Raw genomic sequence first — 14481 nt, forward strand, 5'->3', positions numbered from 1 at the left:
GCGTGATGCGCCAGCGTTTTCTCGCGATCTGCGCATCACGCGCAAGACGCACAGTCGTTGTTGTGCGCAATTTCGGAGCGCAAAAGTCGGCAACTTTTGCTGAAGTTGCTCTAGGGGTATAGCTCAGTTGGTAGAGCGACGGTCTCCAAAACCGTAGGTCGCGGGTTCGAACCCTGCTGCCCCTGCCATTTTCCCATTAAAATCAGTATTATACCTGTCGCTTTCTGGTGCTCGTGCGTTAGAATCGCCCTGACACAACCCTTACACAAAATTGCACATGTGATTGATGGGGAACAGAGGCGATGGACAAGCACACCATTCTCGATGGCAAAGTGCATTTGTATCGGCGCAACACCGGCCCGACCTGGCAGTGTTCGGCCTATTTGGGCGGCAAAAATCAACGTGTGAGTACGAAAGAAACCAGCCTCGCGCGCGCCAAGGATTTCGCGGAGGACTGGTTTTTCACACTACGCGATATGCAGCGGCGTGGTGAGAATCTCGGGGAACCAACCTTCAAGCTAGCGGCGGATCGCTTTCAGGCAGAATACGAAGCCCTGACCGACGGTGATCGCAATGCACGCTGGGTCAATGACCACTATCGGCGGCTCCGGCTCCACCTGGTTCCCTTTTTTGGCAGCTACGGCCTATCGAAGGTTACGTCAGGTTTGATCCAGGAATACCGGCTTAAGCGGCTAAAGCCGCCAGTCGAAGGTGCTGAGGCGAACGAAGATGGCGAAGATGCCAAACCTTGGAAGCCGCCCTCTCGCAGCACGCTCCATCATGAAATGGTGACGCTGCGCCTGGTGCTGAAGACCGCGATCCGGCATGGATGGCTCACACATCTACCCGATATGTCGACCCCCTACCGGTCTGCCGGAAAGGTGGTTCATCGTGGCTGGTTCTCACCCGAGGAATACAAACGCCTCTACGAGTCCACGCGCGCCAACATCCAACAGATGAAGAACGCCAAGCACCGCTATCTGGCCGAACAGCTACACGACAAAGTGCTGTTCATGGCCAACACCGGCCTCCGCCCCGACGAGATCAATGTGCTGGAATACCGTGATGTCGAGATCGTCGAAGACGAAGACAGCGGCGAGACCATCCTGGTCATCCAGGTGCGCGGCAAGCGCGGCGTCGGCTATTGCAAATCAACCGCCGGTGCCGTGTTTCCCTTCCAGCGACTGGTGAAGCGCAACCAACCGCAACCGACCGATCGCGTGTTTCCCCATGATCACAAGAAGGCTTTCAACCGCATCTTGCATGACCTCGAGTTGAAGACCGATCGCCAAGGCAATCAACGGACCTTCTACTCACTGCGGCACAGCTACATTTCCTTTCGACTATTAGAAGGCGCAGACATCTACCAGATCGCCAAAAACTGCCGCACCAGCGTGGAGATGATTGAGCAGCATTATGCGGTCCATTTGAAAAACGCGATCGATGCGCGAGCGGTGAACCGGCGGCAAAGCAAGTCAGGCAAAGGCAATGAAGCGCGCTGGTTGGAGCTAAATACGCATCTAACTTGAACGCTCATTGAGAATGCCACGTGCAGGAGGATGGCGCGAGGCAATCGATCAAACCTCGCTCGCCTCTTTGTCAACCGGCTTACCTTTTGGTGCCAATACGCGCATGATCAAAATGGCATCGTCTTCAATTTTGTACAGCGTTTGGTGGCGACGCGTGACTTGCCGTCGAATGCCTGGTGCCAGGTCGGTCCTGGCTTCGCCCGACAATGGAAACTCCGCTAGATGCGACCAGCCCTTTTCAACGTCAGCAATAAGCTGATCTGCTGCAGCTGGATTGTCGGCAGCGATAAACAGCCAAATCTCGAAGAGGTCCTCTTCGGCTTGCGGTGTGAGTAGGAGCCTTAGAGGCATGCAGTGGAATTAACTGTCGTCTTGATCTGCTTGCAGTCGCTTGCGAGCCTCTGACAGAAACTTGGATTTGTCCCACGGCTTCGGTGCGCCACTGGCCAACCCTTCTTGCAAGAGCACGCGAACTTCCTCTCGCGTATAGCCATGAAAATCACGCCGTTCCTTCCATTCGCGTAGCGCGTCACGCACAACCTCACTGCTACTAGCGTAATTACCCTCAGCAACCGCCGCGTCGACAATCGAGGCGAGTTCTGGGGTCAGTGAGATGCTGCGCTTATCTACTGTGGCCATATCAAATATTCTCCATTTGTTCTCATGGTACTACTTTTTCGTACCGCGCACAAATGGAAACTGACAGTTGTTCAGCTTGGCTTGTGAGGCGGCTCGTTAAACCGGCGATAGACCCAGGTCTTGAGCCGAGCCGCTACGCCGCCTAAGTCGACGTCGCTGCTAGCAACCCCTGTTTCCGGCAAACGATTGATAAACATGCGCCGTTCAATGGCTTCAATACGCTGTTTGGTGGTGGGGTGAGAGGCAAAAAAACTGCTGGCATCCGCGTTGAGCATAAAATGTCGGAAGTCAGCGGCAGCTTTGCTGTTGGTTTTGAGCGCGGACGTTTTGCGTAGCGCGCCAGCCATCGCTTCAGGACTGACCAAACGAGCTCCAATCGCATCGGCCCAATATTCCCGACGGCGCGACATCCGCATCAACTCCAGTTCAGACAATGGGGTGAACACCCAACGGGCAAATTGTTTGAGACCGCGCCAGCGCAAAAACCAGGTCAGCGCGTCTTGCACAGCGACAGCGTAGGTCATGCGCGCCATGTCATGGTTCGCGATGTGCGCCAACTCATGCGCCATGACGGCTTGCATTTCGTCTTTCGTTAGCTTGTTGATTGCACCACTGGAAAACGCCACCAATGCCTCGTCTTGTTTGAGCCCCATGGCAAAGGCATTGATGCTGTCGTCCGGAAACCACCCCACCCACTTGATACGCGGAAGGTCGAGTTGCCGCGCGAAGTGATTGAGGTGCTGATGGATCGGATGGGTATCAGCAAACAGGGTCACACCTAACGGATGACTGCCATTGTTCGCTGCCGCCCAGGCTTGTCTGCCTGCGAAGGTTTGACCGCCAAGGATCGCCCATACTGGTGTTGCGACCAATGCGAATAGGTTGCCGAAAGACGCAGTGGCCAAGGCCAGCGGCACTGTGGTGATCAAGGCCAGTGGCCCCATCACCATGGCACTGCTCATTAGGGCGGTGGTGGTGGCCGTCGCCCCCCATAACGCGCCCAAAGTCGCCAACCCAGCCATGAGCAGCACCGTCAGCGGCAAATAGTTCCTAAAGCCCTTTGGGTTGATGGCCATGGGTTGCGCCCTTTCCGGTTTGTTGTCGCGCGACGGCCACCGGGTCGGTGAACCAGGGATGAAGCTTGGCTTGCACCGGTGGAACACCGCGTAAGAAGTGGATCGCTTGGCGCGGCTGGGCCAAGTCGGTGGCAGCCAGTTGGTTGATGACCTCTTCCGGCTTCAAGAGCCGTCTCCCAGTGAGCTGCACCGTGTCACCAATGCTGTAGGAGGCGGCTCCACCGCTGACCGCTGGGCTGACGCTTGGTTGGTCATAGGCGACTGTCGTATCGCCCAGATAGTCAGAGATCAGCTTGGCGGTATGCGGATCGTCGGTGCCGAAGAACGTCTTCACCTCAGCTTGGAGGAACGACTTCCAGGTGGTGGGGTACTTTTGCTCTAAGGTCGGGAGGTCTTGTAGGAAGAACCACAACCGGGCTCCAGCACTGGCATGGGTGCGCAGCGCACTGACAAACCGATCATCGGCATCTAGCCCCAAGAACTCGTCGAGCACGAACAATACCGGCGTATCCGGCTGACGTGGATTCGTCAGCATCGCATCCAGCGCGCAGGCAAACACCATGCGGACGAAGGTGCCGTAGGTGCTCAGCTCGTCGAACGGCAGCACCAAATAAACGGTGGTGGGCTCGTCCTTCAGCTGTTGGAAAGTAAAATCGGAGCGTGCCGTGGCGGCTCGCAAACCCGGGGTATCCCACATCCGTAAATGCTGACTAAGACTATCGATCAGACGCGGTTGGCCGACATCGCTGGTTTTGGTCAGGACGTTTTGTGCACCATTGCGCACGGCGGGCGGCAGGCGCGGATCAGTCATGGCGTGCAATAGGCGATAGAAGTCCTCATTGAGCGTAGAAACCGTATCCCGGATGGTGCCGAAGGTGCGGTACTCGGTTGGCGCAAAGCAGGCGGTGAACTCCAACACCGCCGACAAGAACCCAATCGCTTCGTTGTCAAAAAACCGCTGCCGATCGTCATCAGTACGCGGGTAGATCATCTCCGCCAGCTTCAAGGCAGACGGGGCGTCGGTGACCTGATCAAGCGGATTGAAGGCAGCGGTCTTGCCCCCGAAAGCAGGCAGGCCGAACGGATTGAGGATATGCACTGGCCCAATGTGCGCCTCCCGCCAAGCAGCTGTGGCAGCCGCCAACTCGCCCTTTGGATCAAGCACCACCGCACTACCTTGATAACGCAGCAGATTGGGGATGATCTGCATCGTGCCCTTACCGGTGCGGGTTGGCGCAACGGTCAACAAGTGGCTTTCACCCTGCCAATAAACCGACGAGCTATCATGCGTTGTGCCCAGCCACAGTCCCGGGCCAACATCCGGTATGTCCGGTTCAAGCAAGTTGGCATGGGCTAGGTGTTCACTGGTGGCCCAGTGTGCCCCGCCATGAATCGGTGTTGGGTTGCGGCGCAGTTCGTCATTGCGAGCCCGTGTCGCCGCCGCTTGTTCCGCCGCCATGAGTATCCCGTCATACTCACGACCGTCTTTGATGGCCGCAACAACCGCCGCAATAGTGATGGGGTCATAACCGCGTTGCCGCAGCTTCTTTTTAACAGACGAGGCGGTAATCGACCGTCCAAACGTCATGCCCATGCGAATAGTGTCGGTGATGTCGCGCGTACTGAGATCACTCATCATCCCAGAGCGACTATCCAACTCAATAATCGGTGGCAGACGCATCTTGGTTAGGTCTTTCCACGGATCGTCGCTCATATACGCACCACTGTATTGTCTCCACCAATACTATCGGCAGACAACAACGTGATCGTGCAATTGGGACATGTCCTTATCTCGTAACAGCGCACTTACATGTTGCCAGACCTGTATTACAGGTTGGCAACATTGCCGTGGCCGGACGGGCGTGCGCGGCACGCGGTCCGGCCACGGAACTGCGCTTGGGGCCGTTGTTCGGCCTGGCCCCAAGACCCCTCAGGCCACCAAGCCGCTGGCGTGGTCATAAATCTCATGCAGGACGGAAATCTCCACTGCCATGTGAAGAACATTACGCGGCGCGGCAAAGACGGACGCCTACGCTCAGTCGTAGCTAAGGCCGCCTACAACAGTGGTGAAGCGTTGCCGATTGAACGGGAAGACCGCACCACCACGCTGCCAACCCGGCACGACGTGGTGTACACGGCGGTGATTACGCCGAAGGGCGCACCGGCGTGGGCACGCGAACGTGCCCAGCTGTGGAATGCCGTTGAAGCCAATGTGAAACGCAAGGATGGCCGTCTGGCCAAAGAAGTGGTGGTGGCCATCACCCGAGGAATTCCGCCTGAACAATGGCCAGAGCTGGCCGCCGATTATGTCCAGCCTTGGTTGGATGAGGGTCAGATTGCGGATGTAGCGATCCATGAAGATGGCTCGCTGCACAATCCGCACTTGCATGTCCTCCTTACCGTTCACGCCCTGCAGCCGAACGGCTTTGGGCGTAAACTGCCAACCGTGAATCAAAAAGCGTTCGTCAAGACCGCGCGGACGCACTGGGCTGACCTCACGAATGCGTATCTCAAGGCCAACGGGCTGAGCGTCCGCGTGGACGCGCGGAGCTACAAAGCCCGTGGGATTGCGGCGCAGCCCACCCAGCATCGCGGGCCAAACCCTGCCGAACGCAGGGCCCGACGTGCCCGGTTGCAAAACCAATCTCAACCCACGCAAGGAGCCACCACGATGGCCCGTAAGTCACCAGACCCAACCGTAACGACCGATCGCCGTTGGTTTGAGCAGGCCGTGGATGGGCTTGCCGCAGCCGACGAGCGGCAGCCTGCAAAACCTGACCAGCAAGTTGAACAATCTGGCCCCGCAGCTGAACTGCAAGCGTTGACCGCCGATGCACCCGATGCGGTACGAGAGGCTCTAGCCGCTGAGATTGCCTACCAACAGCAATTGGCAGCAGTTGCTGATGAACGCACTCAGCGGCTGGACTTACTGCATGAACGATTGGAGCCTGATCAGCGTGCAGCCTTGGAGCGGTACTTGGGCGAACAGCGGCAGAACTATCAGGATTACCCGCAGCCTGAACCCGGTCCCGATGGTGAACCGATGCTGCCCAGCAGCTTGGATCGCGCACGACGGCGGATGACCGATGACTATGAGCGTGAAGAGCCTGAGCGGTAGGTCGTTCGTCACGATCCTTTCCTGAAGCGTCCAACCACCAATGACACGGATTGGGAGAACCTGACCCCAGCCAGCCACCGGTCAAGGGAGCTTCCGCACCAGACCGAGAACCCCCTGGCCCAGTGTCTTGAAGGCTGGGGTCGGCCCTTTCCCAACCGGTCACACAGGGTGGCCGGTCAAACCAAAGGAAAGGATCAAACCATGACGAACAAACAAACCAACTCAAAGACTCCGACGCACGAAGTCTTCCACGTGATCGGTGACGGCGACAAAGCCCGCTGGACGAAGATCGGGGTCGGCTGGGCTCATCAAGACCAGGACGGCCTAAACATGGTGATCAATTACACCCCGCTGGTGGCTGGACGTACTGTGGTCCGCAAGGTCAAGCCGAAGCAGGAGGCCGCCGCATGAGCCAGTCTCCGCAAACCAACTGGGCGAAGTCCGTGTACTTCGCTCAGCCTTACAGCCTTGATGCCATCGGGTTCTACTTCACCTCGCCGGAGGAATATCGAAACTGTGTCGATGACAATCGCAATGCCTTAGGCAGGCCCATTGAAGAGTACGAACTGCAATACATCGATGGCGAACGGCAGGCTTTTTTCAGTGCATTGCGGATCAATCAAGCCAACTTGGGCGACTGGTTTGATCTACTCGACGCTCTTGGTAATGACCAAGATCGCTATTTGGTGGCCTGCCATCTGGCTGAATACGGCTATGAAATGGATCAGCTCGCGGACCACTGGGATGACCATTACGTGTATCGTGGCAGCATCGCTGACTATGCCGAAGACCTCATCCGAGACTGCGAGGACTTGCCGGATCGCATCACCGCTTCATCGATTATAAGCGATTGGGGCGTGACCTCACACACGAAGGTTGGGTTTATGAGGTCGAGCCAGAGTTGCTGATTGTAGGTTGAACAATTTGCTGCCTGGCCAACGAAAACCCAGAAAATTGGGGATATTGACCAAGTTCGCGACAATGTCTCAGGTGGCCACTTCCAGCTTGGTAGATCGCGGCAACAGGCCGGTTGAGCATTATCGGCATGCCGGTAGCGGAATCTGAATTGGTTCTGGATTCCCGACAAAGGTTAGCGGCCTTGCGCTAACCTGGACGTGGCGATCGCTGCGCGATATCCGATCCCCATTCAAAGATGCAGAAAACGCGCAGCCAGCATTCTCTGCCGCCGCAAAGAGCACTTGCCTGCTAATATTGTTCTGATCATCGTCGGAACAATCGACCAAAGTCACAGAAGCATCGGTGACAAATCGATTGCCAGTCTTAGCAATGACTTCTGCAGATAGCTCGGCAACGTGACTGTTAATGGTTCCAAACGCGCGACCAGGGCAAAGGCCCATCTGATCCGTTCTTGCCATGCGCTGTGACTGATGGCCGGCTCTGGGAACTGTGAAATGTAGCCGCGTGATGTCATCCTGATGTTCTGCGGCTAGACCGCCGAAGAAAGCACTTTCCAGACCTGACATGATGTCTGCGTTCGGCTCTTGCCCATTGACCTGCGCGGTGACCTCCGGTCTGGGGAGGTAGCTCTCTATGGGATCATCTTCGGTTCGGTCCGACCGTTCTAAGCGATCTCTTTCGAGAAAATAGCGGTTAATCTGTTCAACATTGCGCTCCACGCACTCTCGAGAGTCACGGGTGAACTCACCCTTTAATTCTTGGTCGAGTCTATCGAGGATCGAGGGATACTCCTCCCTACGAATGGTGAAATCCCCTGCTACGCCTCGGCGCAGCAGTCGAATGCCCGCATCCCCTTCTGATGATATCTCTACACCCATGCCCAAAAGGCAGAGGCGTAAAGACTGCGTCATCATATCTTCATACGTCGGCTGGCTTTGTGCAGCAGCATGCCCGACACTGAACAATATTAATGAGACGGCTAAAAATATAACTCGATTCATCTTTGCCTCTCTCCGCTTGGATTTCATTACTTCCAAGTAAGAGCTGGCATTTTTATTACAAGAAAGGCCTGCTACCTTTCCCGCTCTTCCAACACTCGCCGTTTCAAAAAACAAGCCATCCGTTCCCGCAATGTCGGCGTCACATCCGGTTGAATGCTGCGCCAATAGGCTTGGCGATCTTTTTCTCGCAGATAGTCCATTCGACGTTGGATGATGCGTTCTTCATAATAGCCGCGCACTTGAGCTGACTGGTTCTTGACCAGTTTCAGAGCCTCGCGTTCGGCCCGGCTTGGCCACCATTTGACCGTTGCTCGGTCAAAGAGCTCGCGTTCATAGGTCGCCATCTGTCCTAAGCGACTGTCGTCGAGTGATTTTTCTTTTGGGAAGTTGGGTTCAGCATGAGACAGCGAAGAAGACCGCTTATTAAGCGTGTCGATCGCTTGTACATACCAAGGACGCGCAGGCCGTGGTTCCAGTATCGGATCGTCGTCTGCCTCAGCCATCACTGTATCCCCGAGAGCTTGCAGCCGGCTAGCTAAGCACATCGGATATCCGATGTTCGTCGACGCTAAAGCGGCAGTGTGAGTAATCGCCAAATCAAAATTGCAGCAACCGCGAGCACAGTCCAGCTCAGTATTTCTCTTAGTAAGGGCCACAATAATCGAAAGAGGGTTTGCATCGTCAATCCCTCCTATTCGCCGAGATAAACGCGAGTGATGCTCAGCCGTGCATGGCCGAGCTCCGCCGAGATCAGCCGACGCGCGGCGATTGCTTGCGCCTGCTCAGCCGGTGATAGGTCAACATGCCGCTTGCCGCCCGCCAGTGAGCAAGGCTGCCCCACCAGTTCGAGATAACGGGTTTGGGCATAGCGGTGGCGCAGGCCATGCACATTCTTGATCTCGTGCTTGGCCAGCTGTGTTTCAAACACCTTGCGCCAGCCGATGTAGGACTTGTCCGCCGGAATGAGCGAGCCGTTGCCCACAAGTATGGAAACCTGATCTAGCAACGTGCGCTGTGCCGCTGTGCGGATCGGAATAAAGCGACCGCGCCCGCCCTTGGTCCAAGACGGTTTGAGGGCCAGGACCGTGCCTTTATCGGCGACACGCACGCGCAGCTTCAAAGCTTCCTCGAACCGCAGACCGAACAACTCCATCAAGTTGAGTGAAGCCTGCATCCGAGGGTTGCGCAGTGTTGTTGTTTTGACGGTGGTTTGAGCTCGGTTTGTTCGAGCACCTTCACGTAAAGGTAGCCCCAATTCGGCATTGGTCCTTGGCATGACCGATGCCTTGTTGACCTTGGCGGCCCACCAGCGCAGCCAACCTAGGCGGTTCTTGATGGTACCGTTGCTCAGGCCGTTGGTCTGCCAAGTGCTGACGAGTTTTTGAATATGTTTGGGCTTGAGGGAGTTGGCCCTGGGCAGTTTGAACCCCAGCCCATGGAGTTCATTGGCAATCGCAACCAAGCCGCGCCGCCGATTGGCTTGGGTGGCCAATGCCCCGTCGCGATTGTGCTTGGTCAAGCGCACCAGAGCCAGTGCTAGGTTGTTCATGGCTCTGGCTTTCACGTTGTTATTTGATTGTTGCTAAGTGTTATTGGTCACCGCCAGGCCTTAGCTCTGGTCGGTTCGCCGCAAGCGGCGATATTGACCGCATTGGTGCATCGGTGACGGTCGTCATCGATGACCAGCGCGCACAAAAAAAGCCCCGTGTTGGGGCTGGTGCGCGGTCATGATGCCCAGATGGGCGGTCGCGGAGCCAATGGCGTCACGCGTCAGGTCAGTGGGTCAGATTAAGGTGGCATTTGAGTCTCCTTTTGATTGAGGACAGTTAAGCGGTTTTCGTTACCCGCTATGGAAATGCGTTCACGGTCACCTGGTACGGCATCACGTGCTCCTTTTCGGTCAAATTGTGGGAAAGATGACGTGCGCTAGCTTTCTGGCACGTTACTGAAATCATGGCACAAAACGCGGAAAAATGCAATCAAAAGTTGCATATTTGCGGCGTCTGTTGCTGGCATTTGCCGGGCATTTACCGTCAGCCATCAAATATCGTCGGAATGCGTTGCTGACGTTGAAGGTAGTGACGGGGCCGGTGCCCCGTCACTACCCAAATCGCGCAAGCAACATTGTTTGTCAGATGAATTGAGCGGTGCGCTGATCGCGCCCATTGTCCCATTCTTAGCTCACAGCCGCGTCCACATCCGTTCGGCCATCAGCCGTTCCTCCGGCCCAATCGCGTCCAGATAGATGGCGGTGGTCGACAGGGCGGCATGGCCTAGCCAGCGTTGCACCAGTGTCAGCGGTACACCTGACCGGATCGCATGAACGCCAAACCCATGACGCAGCCCACGCGGACACGCTTGAATGCCAGATATCTCCGCCGCTGCCATCACCTGCTTGACGTGTCGCCATGCATGACCCCGATGCCACGGCCACAGATAGGGGCATTCTGACGATGGCTGCCGCTGGTCCAGCTTGTGCGATGCCACCAACAAATCAATCAGCATGGTTGGAATCGGCACCTCCCGGATCACCAGCCGCTCGCGCTTCTTGAGTGACCGGATGGCCACGACGCCCTCGCGCGATTGGATGGCAGCTGGTGACAGGTTCAGGGCTTCGGTGATGCGGCAACCGGTAAAGAGCAACGTCTCGCAGAGGGTGCGCACGGGTGGGCTCGCTTGGCGGGCCGCGACCAGAAAACGCTGCCGTTCATCCGCGTTGAGATACTTGCGGGCCGCGTTCGGCGCATACAGGGCCTGATACGCGGGAAATACGTGCTGCGTCATGCGCGAAGCTTTCTGTTTTGTTGCTCTTTTTTGCCTCCCTTTGCGGGCTAAGTACGCGACAGAATTGGGAAAACTGTCGCGTCTGGAAAAAAGCCTAGGCCACCAACGGCCATCGGCTGGTCAAGTCTCATGCTAGGCCAATCTGGGTGGCCTAATCAAGCAAAAATCAAATTGGAATCAATGATGTAACAGTTTTCCCAATTCTGTCGCAGCTTCTTCATCGCGCGTCAGAAGGACATCCCAATGTCTGAGAATTCACAGAACCACGACCGGGATTCGCGGATCACACCGCCGCCATTGCCGCCGCACAACCGACCATCATCAGACAATGCACTGCCACCATGGCAGCCGTTACTCATTTTGGGAGCTGCGCTGGCAGCCGGACTGTTCGTCTTCGTTCAGGAAACCCGCGTGTTTGGGGAGAGCTGCTACCACATCGGCGACATTACGATGCAGACCACCTGTCTCGATCGGGAGGTTTACATGGGAGCTTGGGTCGTTGCGGTAGGGTTGGTTGGACTGGGTGCTATTGGGGCGATCAAGGAAAGTACACGAGGATCAACGCGATTGCCGCCCGATCGGTGACGGTAGAGCGTGCACCCCATGTCAGCAGGCCGGTTCAAGACGACCGCGTGCGAAGTAACCGATTGCGATAGCGGCCCAACCGCCGAGGCCTTTTGGCCACAGAAAACGGTAAAGGGAGCCACCCATTCAATGTGAATGACGGCGTGCCCCGGCCTCATCTAAGAACCAAGAGCCAAATCGATGTCCAACGACCCTCTCAAACGTGACGATTCAAGCAACACTCCGCCACCATTGCCGCCTCAGGAGTTCCGCGCCAACCAGCCAAAGCGATCAGCAAATCTGCCGATGATTCTCTTGGTTGTGATCGGCGTGGCGTTAGCGTTTTTCATTCAGCAATCTGGCGCAATTGATCAGGCATTTGATGATCTGATGGCACAGATTTTTGGTCGAAACCTATTGCCGTACTGAAGACCGAAGCAATTTACTTGCCCGCCGCCTGGTGAGACCAGTCAGTTGCAACCGGCAGGCTGCAAAAAAGAAAAGCGGCAATGCAGTCGCCGGCGTCACCTACCACCTAACGATGCCGGAGGCTCGTGGGTACGGGGAGTATGAGATGATTGCAATTGGAACCGCTAGAAAAACCTAAGTTGCCAGCGGCCCAACCACCCCTTCTTTATCGACCTCCAATCCCAATTGCGCTCGGCCAACTGCGTAGGAGGGTTTGCCTGGAGTTGTGCATCGGCGATGGATTTTCACTATCTGTTGCAGTAACTTTGCCATTCGCCGAAGCACATGAGGGAGTGGCACAAAAATGGTTCAGAAATCGGCAATCGCACTGTTATTCGCACTGATGTTTTATCCAGCCAATTCCGGTGCCCAAACGCGCTTTGTACCCGATGTTTCACCGTACTCTCTGATCAATGATGGTTATGAGCTTGTTTCCACGAGCCTTCACGAGAGCATGGTGTCAGATTCAAGTTACGTTTTACTATTTTTCGTCAAACAAGGCAGAGGGCCAGATTCGATTATCGCATGTCGTCACATGATCGCTCGTAATGATATCAGCTGTTTTGAATATGAGTAGAAGGGCAGACGGAGAATTAGGTGAGGCCGAGTTATATGAGACATATAGATGTCGTTAATGTGTTGTGACGTCTTCGCCAGGTCTATTAAAGGGGACGAAACCGCATGCCATCTAGAACGAGGTCGGTACCTTCCCTTTGAAATCTGCCGCGACGCACTTCGGGAGGCGAAAAGGCACCCGAACCCGGGGTGGTCATAATCAGGGTGTTCCCGGAAACCTCATAAGTGCCCCAAACAATTGGATTGTTAGCGGTTAGGTGGCGACCAATAACTCCAGTACTTCTGACAACAAGCCCAAATCGACCATCGCGAGTAAACAAGATTTGTCGACTGGGTGTGCCAAAAGTGTCCATTGTGGTGTTGGGTCGTTCAGCAATCCACTCCCCTACTACGGCCTCTATTCCTTGAAGATTCTGTGCCTCCGCAATGATTTCTCGATCAGCGGTAGGCTCATTTCGGTTCTTCAAATCATTGCAAACCCCTCTGAGCCGTCCAATTGCATCGGCGGAACCGTTCAATGGTATCGAACCACGATAAAGAGCAGAGTGGATGAGGACAGAACGTTCCGCCTCTAACGCTTCTAGAAATGCTGTTGGGACCGTCGTGACAGAATTTAGCATTCTACCATCGAGCTCATCTGGAGCGGCTACAGGTGGCTCAAGATCCGCTCGCCAGGAAATTTCGTTTTCAGGAAAGGCCAAAAATACACGATCTCCGGTATACGCTCCTCCTGCGAAACTAGCCGTCGACAATCTGATCAGGCCGTCATCTCTGCAATACAAGGAGAAGGATATGTGAATCCATTCATCTGCATAGTTTGCTGAGGCGAACGGAAAACCCGCGACATTGAATAACCAGTCCCCCCACTGACCTTGAGACCATTCTTCGGTTTGCCCCATCTCGTATTCGGAACCGTTGTAGTAGTAAGTCGTTCGCCCCAGCCGCCCATGAATGATAATCGGGACGAGTGTCTGGCCGCCTACAAACTCATTAGCGATGCTTACAGTAAAACCGCCAGTTGCTAGGATTAGCTTTGGCTCAAAAGCCCGATGCCCTAACTGGTACAGATTGATTGGACAACCTGCTGATCCGCAGAACAGAGCGGAGTCGGTAAAAACCATGTATTCATTATGCAGATTGTCTTGGGGCGATAGGTTGATCGGAAATATCTCTAACTCGTCCTCGGAAACGCCAGAGCCGGCTAGACTGGCGATTGCGTGCTGCTTTACCGCTTCTATTTCACGGTTAACCCATGCCGTATGCGCCTGCGCACGAGCTGTCTCGTGGATAGCCTCGATGAGCTCTACCGCCCCCTCATATGCTGATCTGATCTTAGGTGAAACTTGGTCGGCAAAATCACTACCGAGCTCTTGGCCGCCATATAAACAGGCAGTGCTCACAGCTCCGACGCAGGCCGCATAGCCTAATGGCGTTGCTCCGTTGGCAGGGACACACAACGCGGTAGCGGCTGCAAGTCCACATACACGGTAACCTACGGTGCCAAGCAAGGTGGATGAGCTGGCATCAACTACAGTTTCGAGTACTGGAATGCCATCTTTAATTCGTGCTGAGGTTCCCACAATTGTTTGGGCCTCACCCACGAAGCGTGCCGCTCGCCCAACTGGTGTATTGCTCGCAAAGGTTTGCCCGTGCTCGGATGCAGCATCAAGTATGAACAGTGGTATTTCGAGTTCTTCGGAGACGCTGCTTTCTTCAGCGAAGCTGACTGATATGAGGCTTATCAAAAAAGTCACGATCAACGCAGCTTGTGCGATGTGGCTTCGCGTTTTTTGCTTGACCAACATTGG

Annotated in this window: 16 protein-coding genes and 1 tRNA gene; 8 read left to right on the top strand and 9 right to left on the bottom strand. The window is 55.5% G+C overall.

What is annotated here, in order from left to right:
- Positions 1-112 precede the first annotated feature (112 nt).
- Positions 113-188: transfer RNA gene (locus tag JJ917_03380), tRNA-Trp, on the top strand.
- Positions 189-302: 114 nt separating this feature from the next.
- Complete coding sequence (locus JJ917_03385) at positions 303-1529, top strand: site-specific integrase (protein ID MBO6697852.1); 1227 nt, start codon at positions 303-305, stop codon at positions 1527-1529.
- A 48-nt stretch (positions 1530-1577) separates the two neighbouring features.
- Here the strand turns inward: JJ917_03385 and JJ917_03390 are convergent, their stop codons facing one another.
- From JJ917_03390 to JJ917_03400, 3 genes are all read right to left on the bottom strand, one after another.
- Positions 1578-1880 carry a type II toxin-antitoxin system RelE/ParE family toxin gene (locus JJ917_03390; protein MBO6697853.1) on the bottom strand — a complete coding sequence of 101 codons (303 nt, stop codon included), beginning with the start codon at positions 1878-1880 and terminating at the stop codon, positions 1578-1580.
- 9 nt (positions 1881-1889) lie between these two features.
- Positions 1890-2168: a type II toxin-antitoxin system ParD family antitoxin gene (locus tag JJ917_03395; protein ID MBO6697854.1), complete on the bottom strand. Its 279-nt coding sequence runs from the start codon at positions 2166-2168 to the stop codon at positions 1890-1892.
- 71 nt (positions 2169-2239) lie between these two features.
- Positions 2240-2944, bottom strand: coding sequence for a M48 family metalloprotease (locus JJ917_03400; protein MBO6697855.1), 705 nt, complete (start codon positions 2942-2944; stop codon positions 2240-2242).
- Between the two features lie 106 nt (positions 2945-3050).
- On the opposite strand from JJ917_03400, the gene JJ917_03405 reads away from it, so the two are divergent.
- Positions 3051-3215, top strand: a complete 165-nt coding sequence (locus JJ917_03405; protein ID MBO6697856.1) for a hypothetical protein — start codon at positions 3051-3053, stop codon at positions 3213-3215.
- A 3-nt stretch (positions 3216-3218) separates the two neighbouring features.
- On the opposite strand, the gene JJ917_03410 is transcribed toward JJ917_03405, so the two are convergent.
- Positions 3219-4958, bottom strand: coding sequence for a type IV secretory system conjugative DNA transfer family protein (locus JJ917_03410; protein ID MBO6697857.1), 1740 nt, complete (start codon positions 4956-4958; stop codon positions 3219-3221).
- Positions 4959-5195: 237 nt separating this feature from the next.
- Here JJ917_03410 and JJ917_03415 point away from each other — a divergent pair, with 237 nt between their 5' ends.
- The 3 genes from JJ917_03415 to JJ917_03425 all read left to right on the top strand — a co-directional run bounded on the left by JJ917_03415 (position 5196) and on the right by JJ917_03425 (position 7270).
- Positions 5196-6362 (top strand): MobA/MobL family protein, encoded by a 1167-nt coding sequence (locus JJ917_03415; protein ID MBO6697858.1) that lies wholly within the window; start codon positions 5196-5198, stop codon positions 6360-6362.
- A gap of 201 nt (positions 6363-6563) precedes the next feature.
- Complete coding sequence (locus JJ917_03420) at positions 6564-6773, top strand: hypothetical protein (GenBank protein MBO6697859.1); 210 nt, start codon at positions 6564-6566, stop codon at positions 6771-6773.
- Positions 6770-7270, top strand: coding sequence for a hypothetical protein (locus JJ917_03425; GenBank protein ID MBO6697860.1), 501 nt, complete (start codon positions 6770-6772; stop codon positions 7268-7270). The genes JJ917_03420 and JJ917_03425 overlap by 4 nt, the downstream gene beginning before the upstream one ends.
- Before the next feature lie 129 nt (positions 7271-7399).
- On the opposite strand, the gene JJ917_03430 is transcribed toward JJ917_03425, so the two are convergent.
- The 4 genes from JJ917_03430 to JJ917_03445 all read right to left on the bottom strand — a co-directional run bounded on the left by JJ917_03430 (position 7400) and on the right by JJ917_03445 (position 11065).
- The gene (locus JJ917_03430; protein ID MBO6697861.1) at positions 7400-8395 is read right to left on the bottom strand and encodes a hypothetical protein; all 996 of its coding nucleotides are present in this window, start codon (positions 8393-8395) and stop codon (positions 7400-7402) included.
- Entirely contained in the window at positions 8353-8784 is a 432-nt protein-coding gene (locus JJ917_03435; GenBank protein MBO6697862.1) for a hypothetical protein, read from the bottom strand. The genes JJ917_03430 and JJ917_03435 overlap by 43 nt, the downstream gene beginning before the upstream one ends.
- Positions 8785-8972: 188 nt before the next feature.
- On the bottom strand, positions 8973-9845 hold the full coding sequence (locus JJ917_03440; GenBank protein ID MBO6697863.1) for an integrase domain-containing protein: 873 nt from the start codon (positions 9843-9845) through the stop codon (positions 8973-8975).
- Positions 9846-10462: 617 nt separating this feature from the next.
- Positions 10463-11065 (bottom strand): tyrosine-type recombinase/integrase, encoded by a 603-nt coding sequence (locus JJ917_03445; GenBank protein MBO6697864.1) that lies wholly within the window; start codon positions 11063-11065, stop codon positions 10463-10465.
- A gap of 243 nt (positions 11066-11308) precedes the next feature.
- Here JJ917_03445 and JJ917_03450 point away from each other — a divergent pair, with 243 nt between their 5' ends.
- Together JJ917_03450 and JJ917_03455 are read left to right on the top strand one after the other, a co-directional pair.
- The gene (locus JJ917_03450) at positions 11309-11650 is read left to right on the top strand and encodes a hypothetical protein (protein ID MBO6697865.1); all 342 of its coding nucleotides are present in this window, start codon (positions 11309-11311) and stop codon (positions 11648-11650) included.
- 180 nt (positions 11651-11830) lie between these two features.
- Positions 11831-12058, top strand: a complete 228-nt coding sequence (locus tag JJ917_03455; GenBank protein ID MBO6697866.1) for a hypothetical protein — start codon at positions 11831-11833, stop codon at positions 12056-12058.
- Between the two features lie 701 nt (positions 12059-12759).
- Here JJ917_03455 and JJ917_03460 read toward each other — a convergent pair.
- Positions 12760-14478 carry a hypothetical protein gene (locus tag JJ917_03460; protein MBO6697867.1) on the bottom strand — a complete coding sequence of 573 codons (1719 nt, stop codon included), beginning with the start codon at positions 14476-14478 and terminating at the stop codon, positions 12760-12762.
- Positions 14479-14481: the final 3 nt, after the last annotated feature.

It is taken from the genome of Hyphomicrobiales bacterium (assembly GCA_017642935.1).
Classification (GTDB): domain Bacteria; phylum Pseudomonadota; class Alphaproteobacteria; order Rhizobiales; family MH13; genus MH13.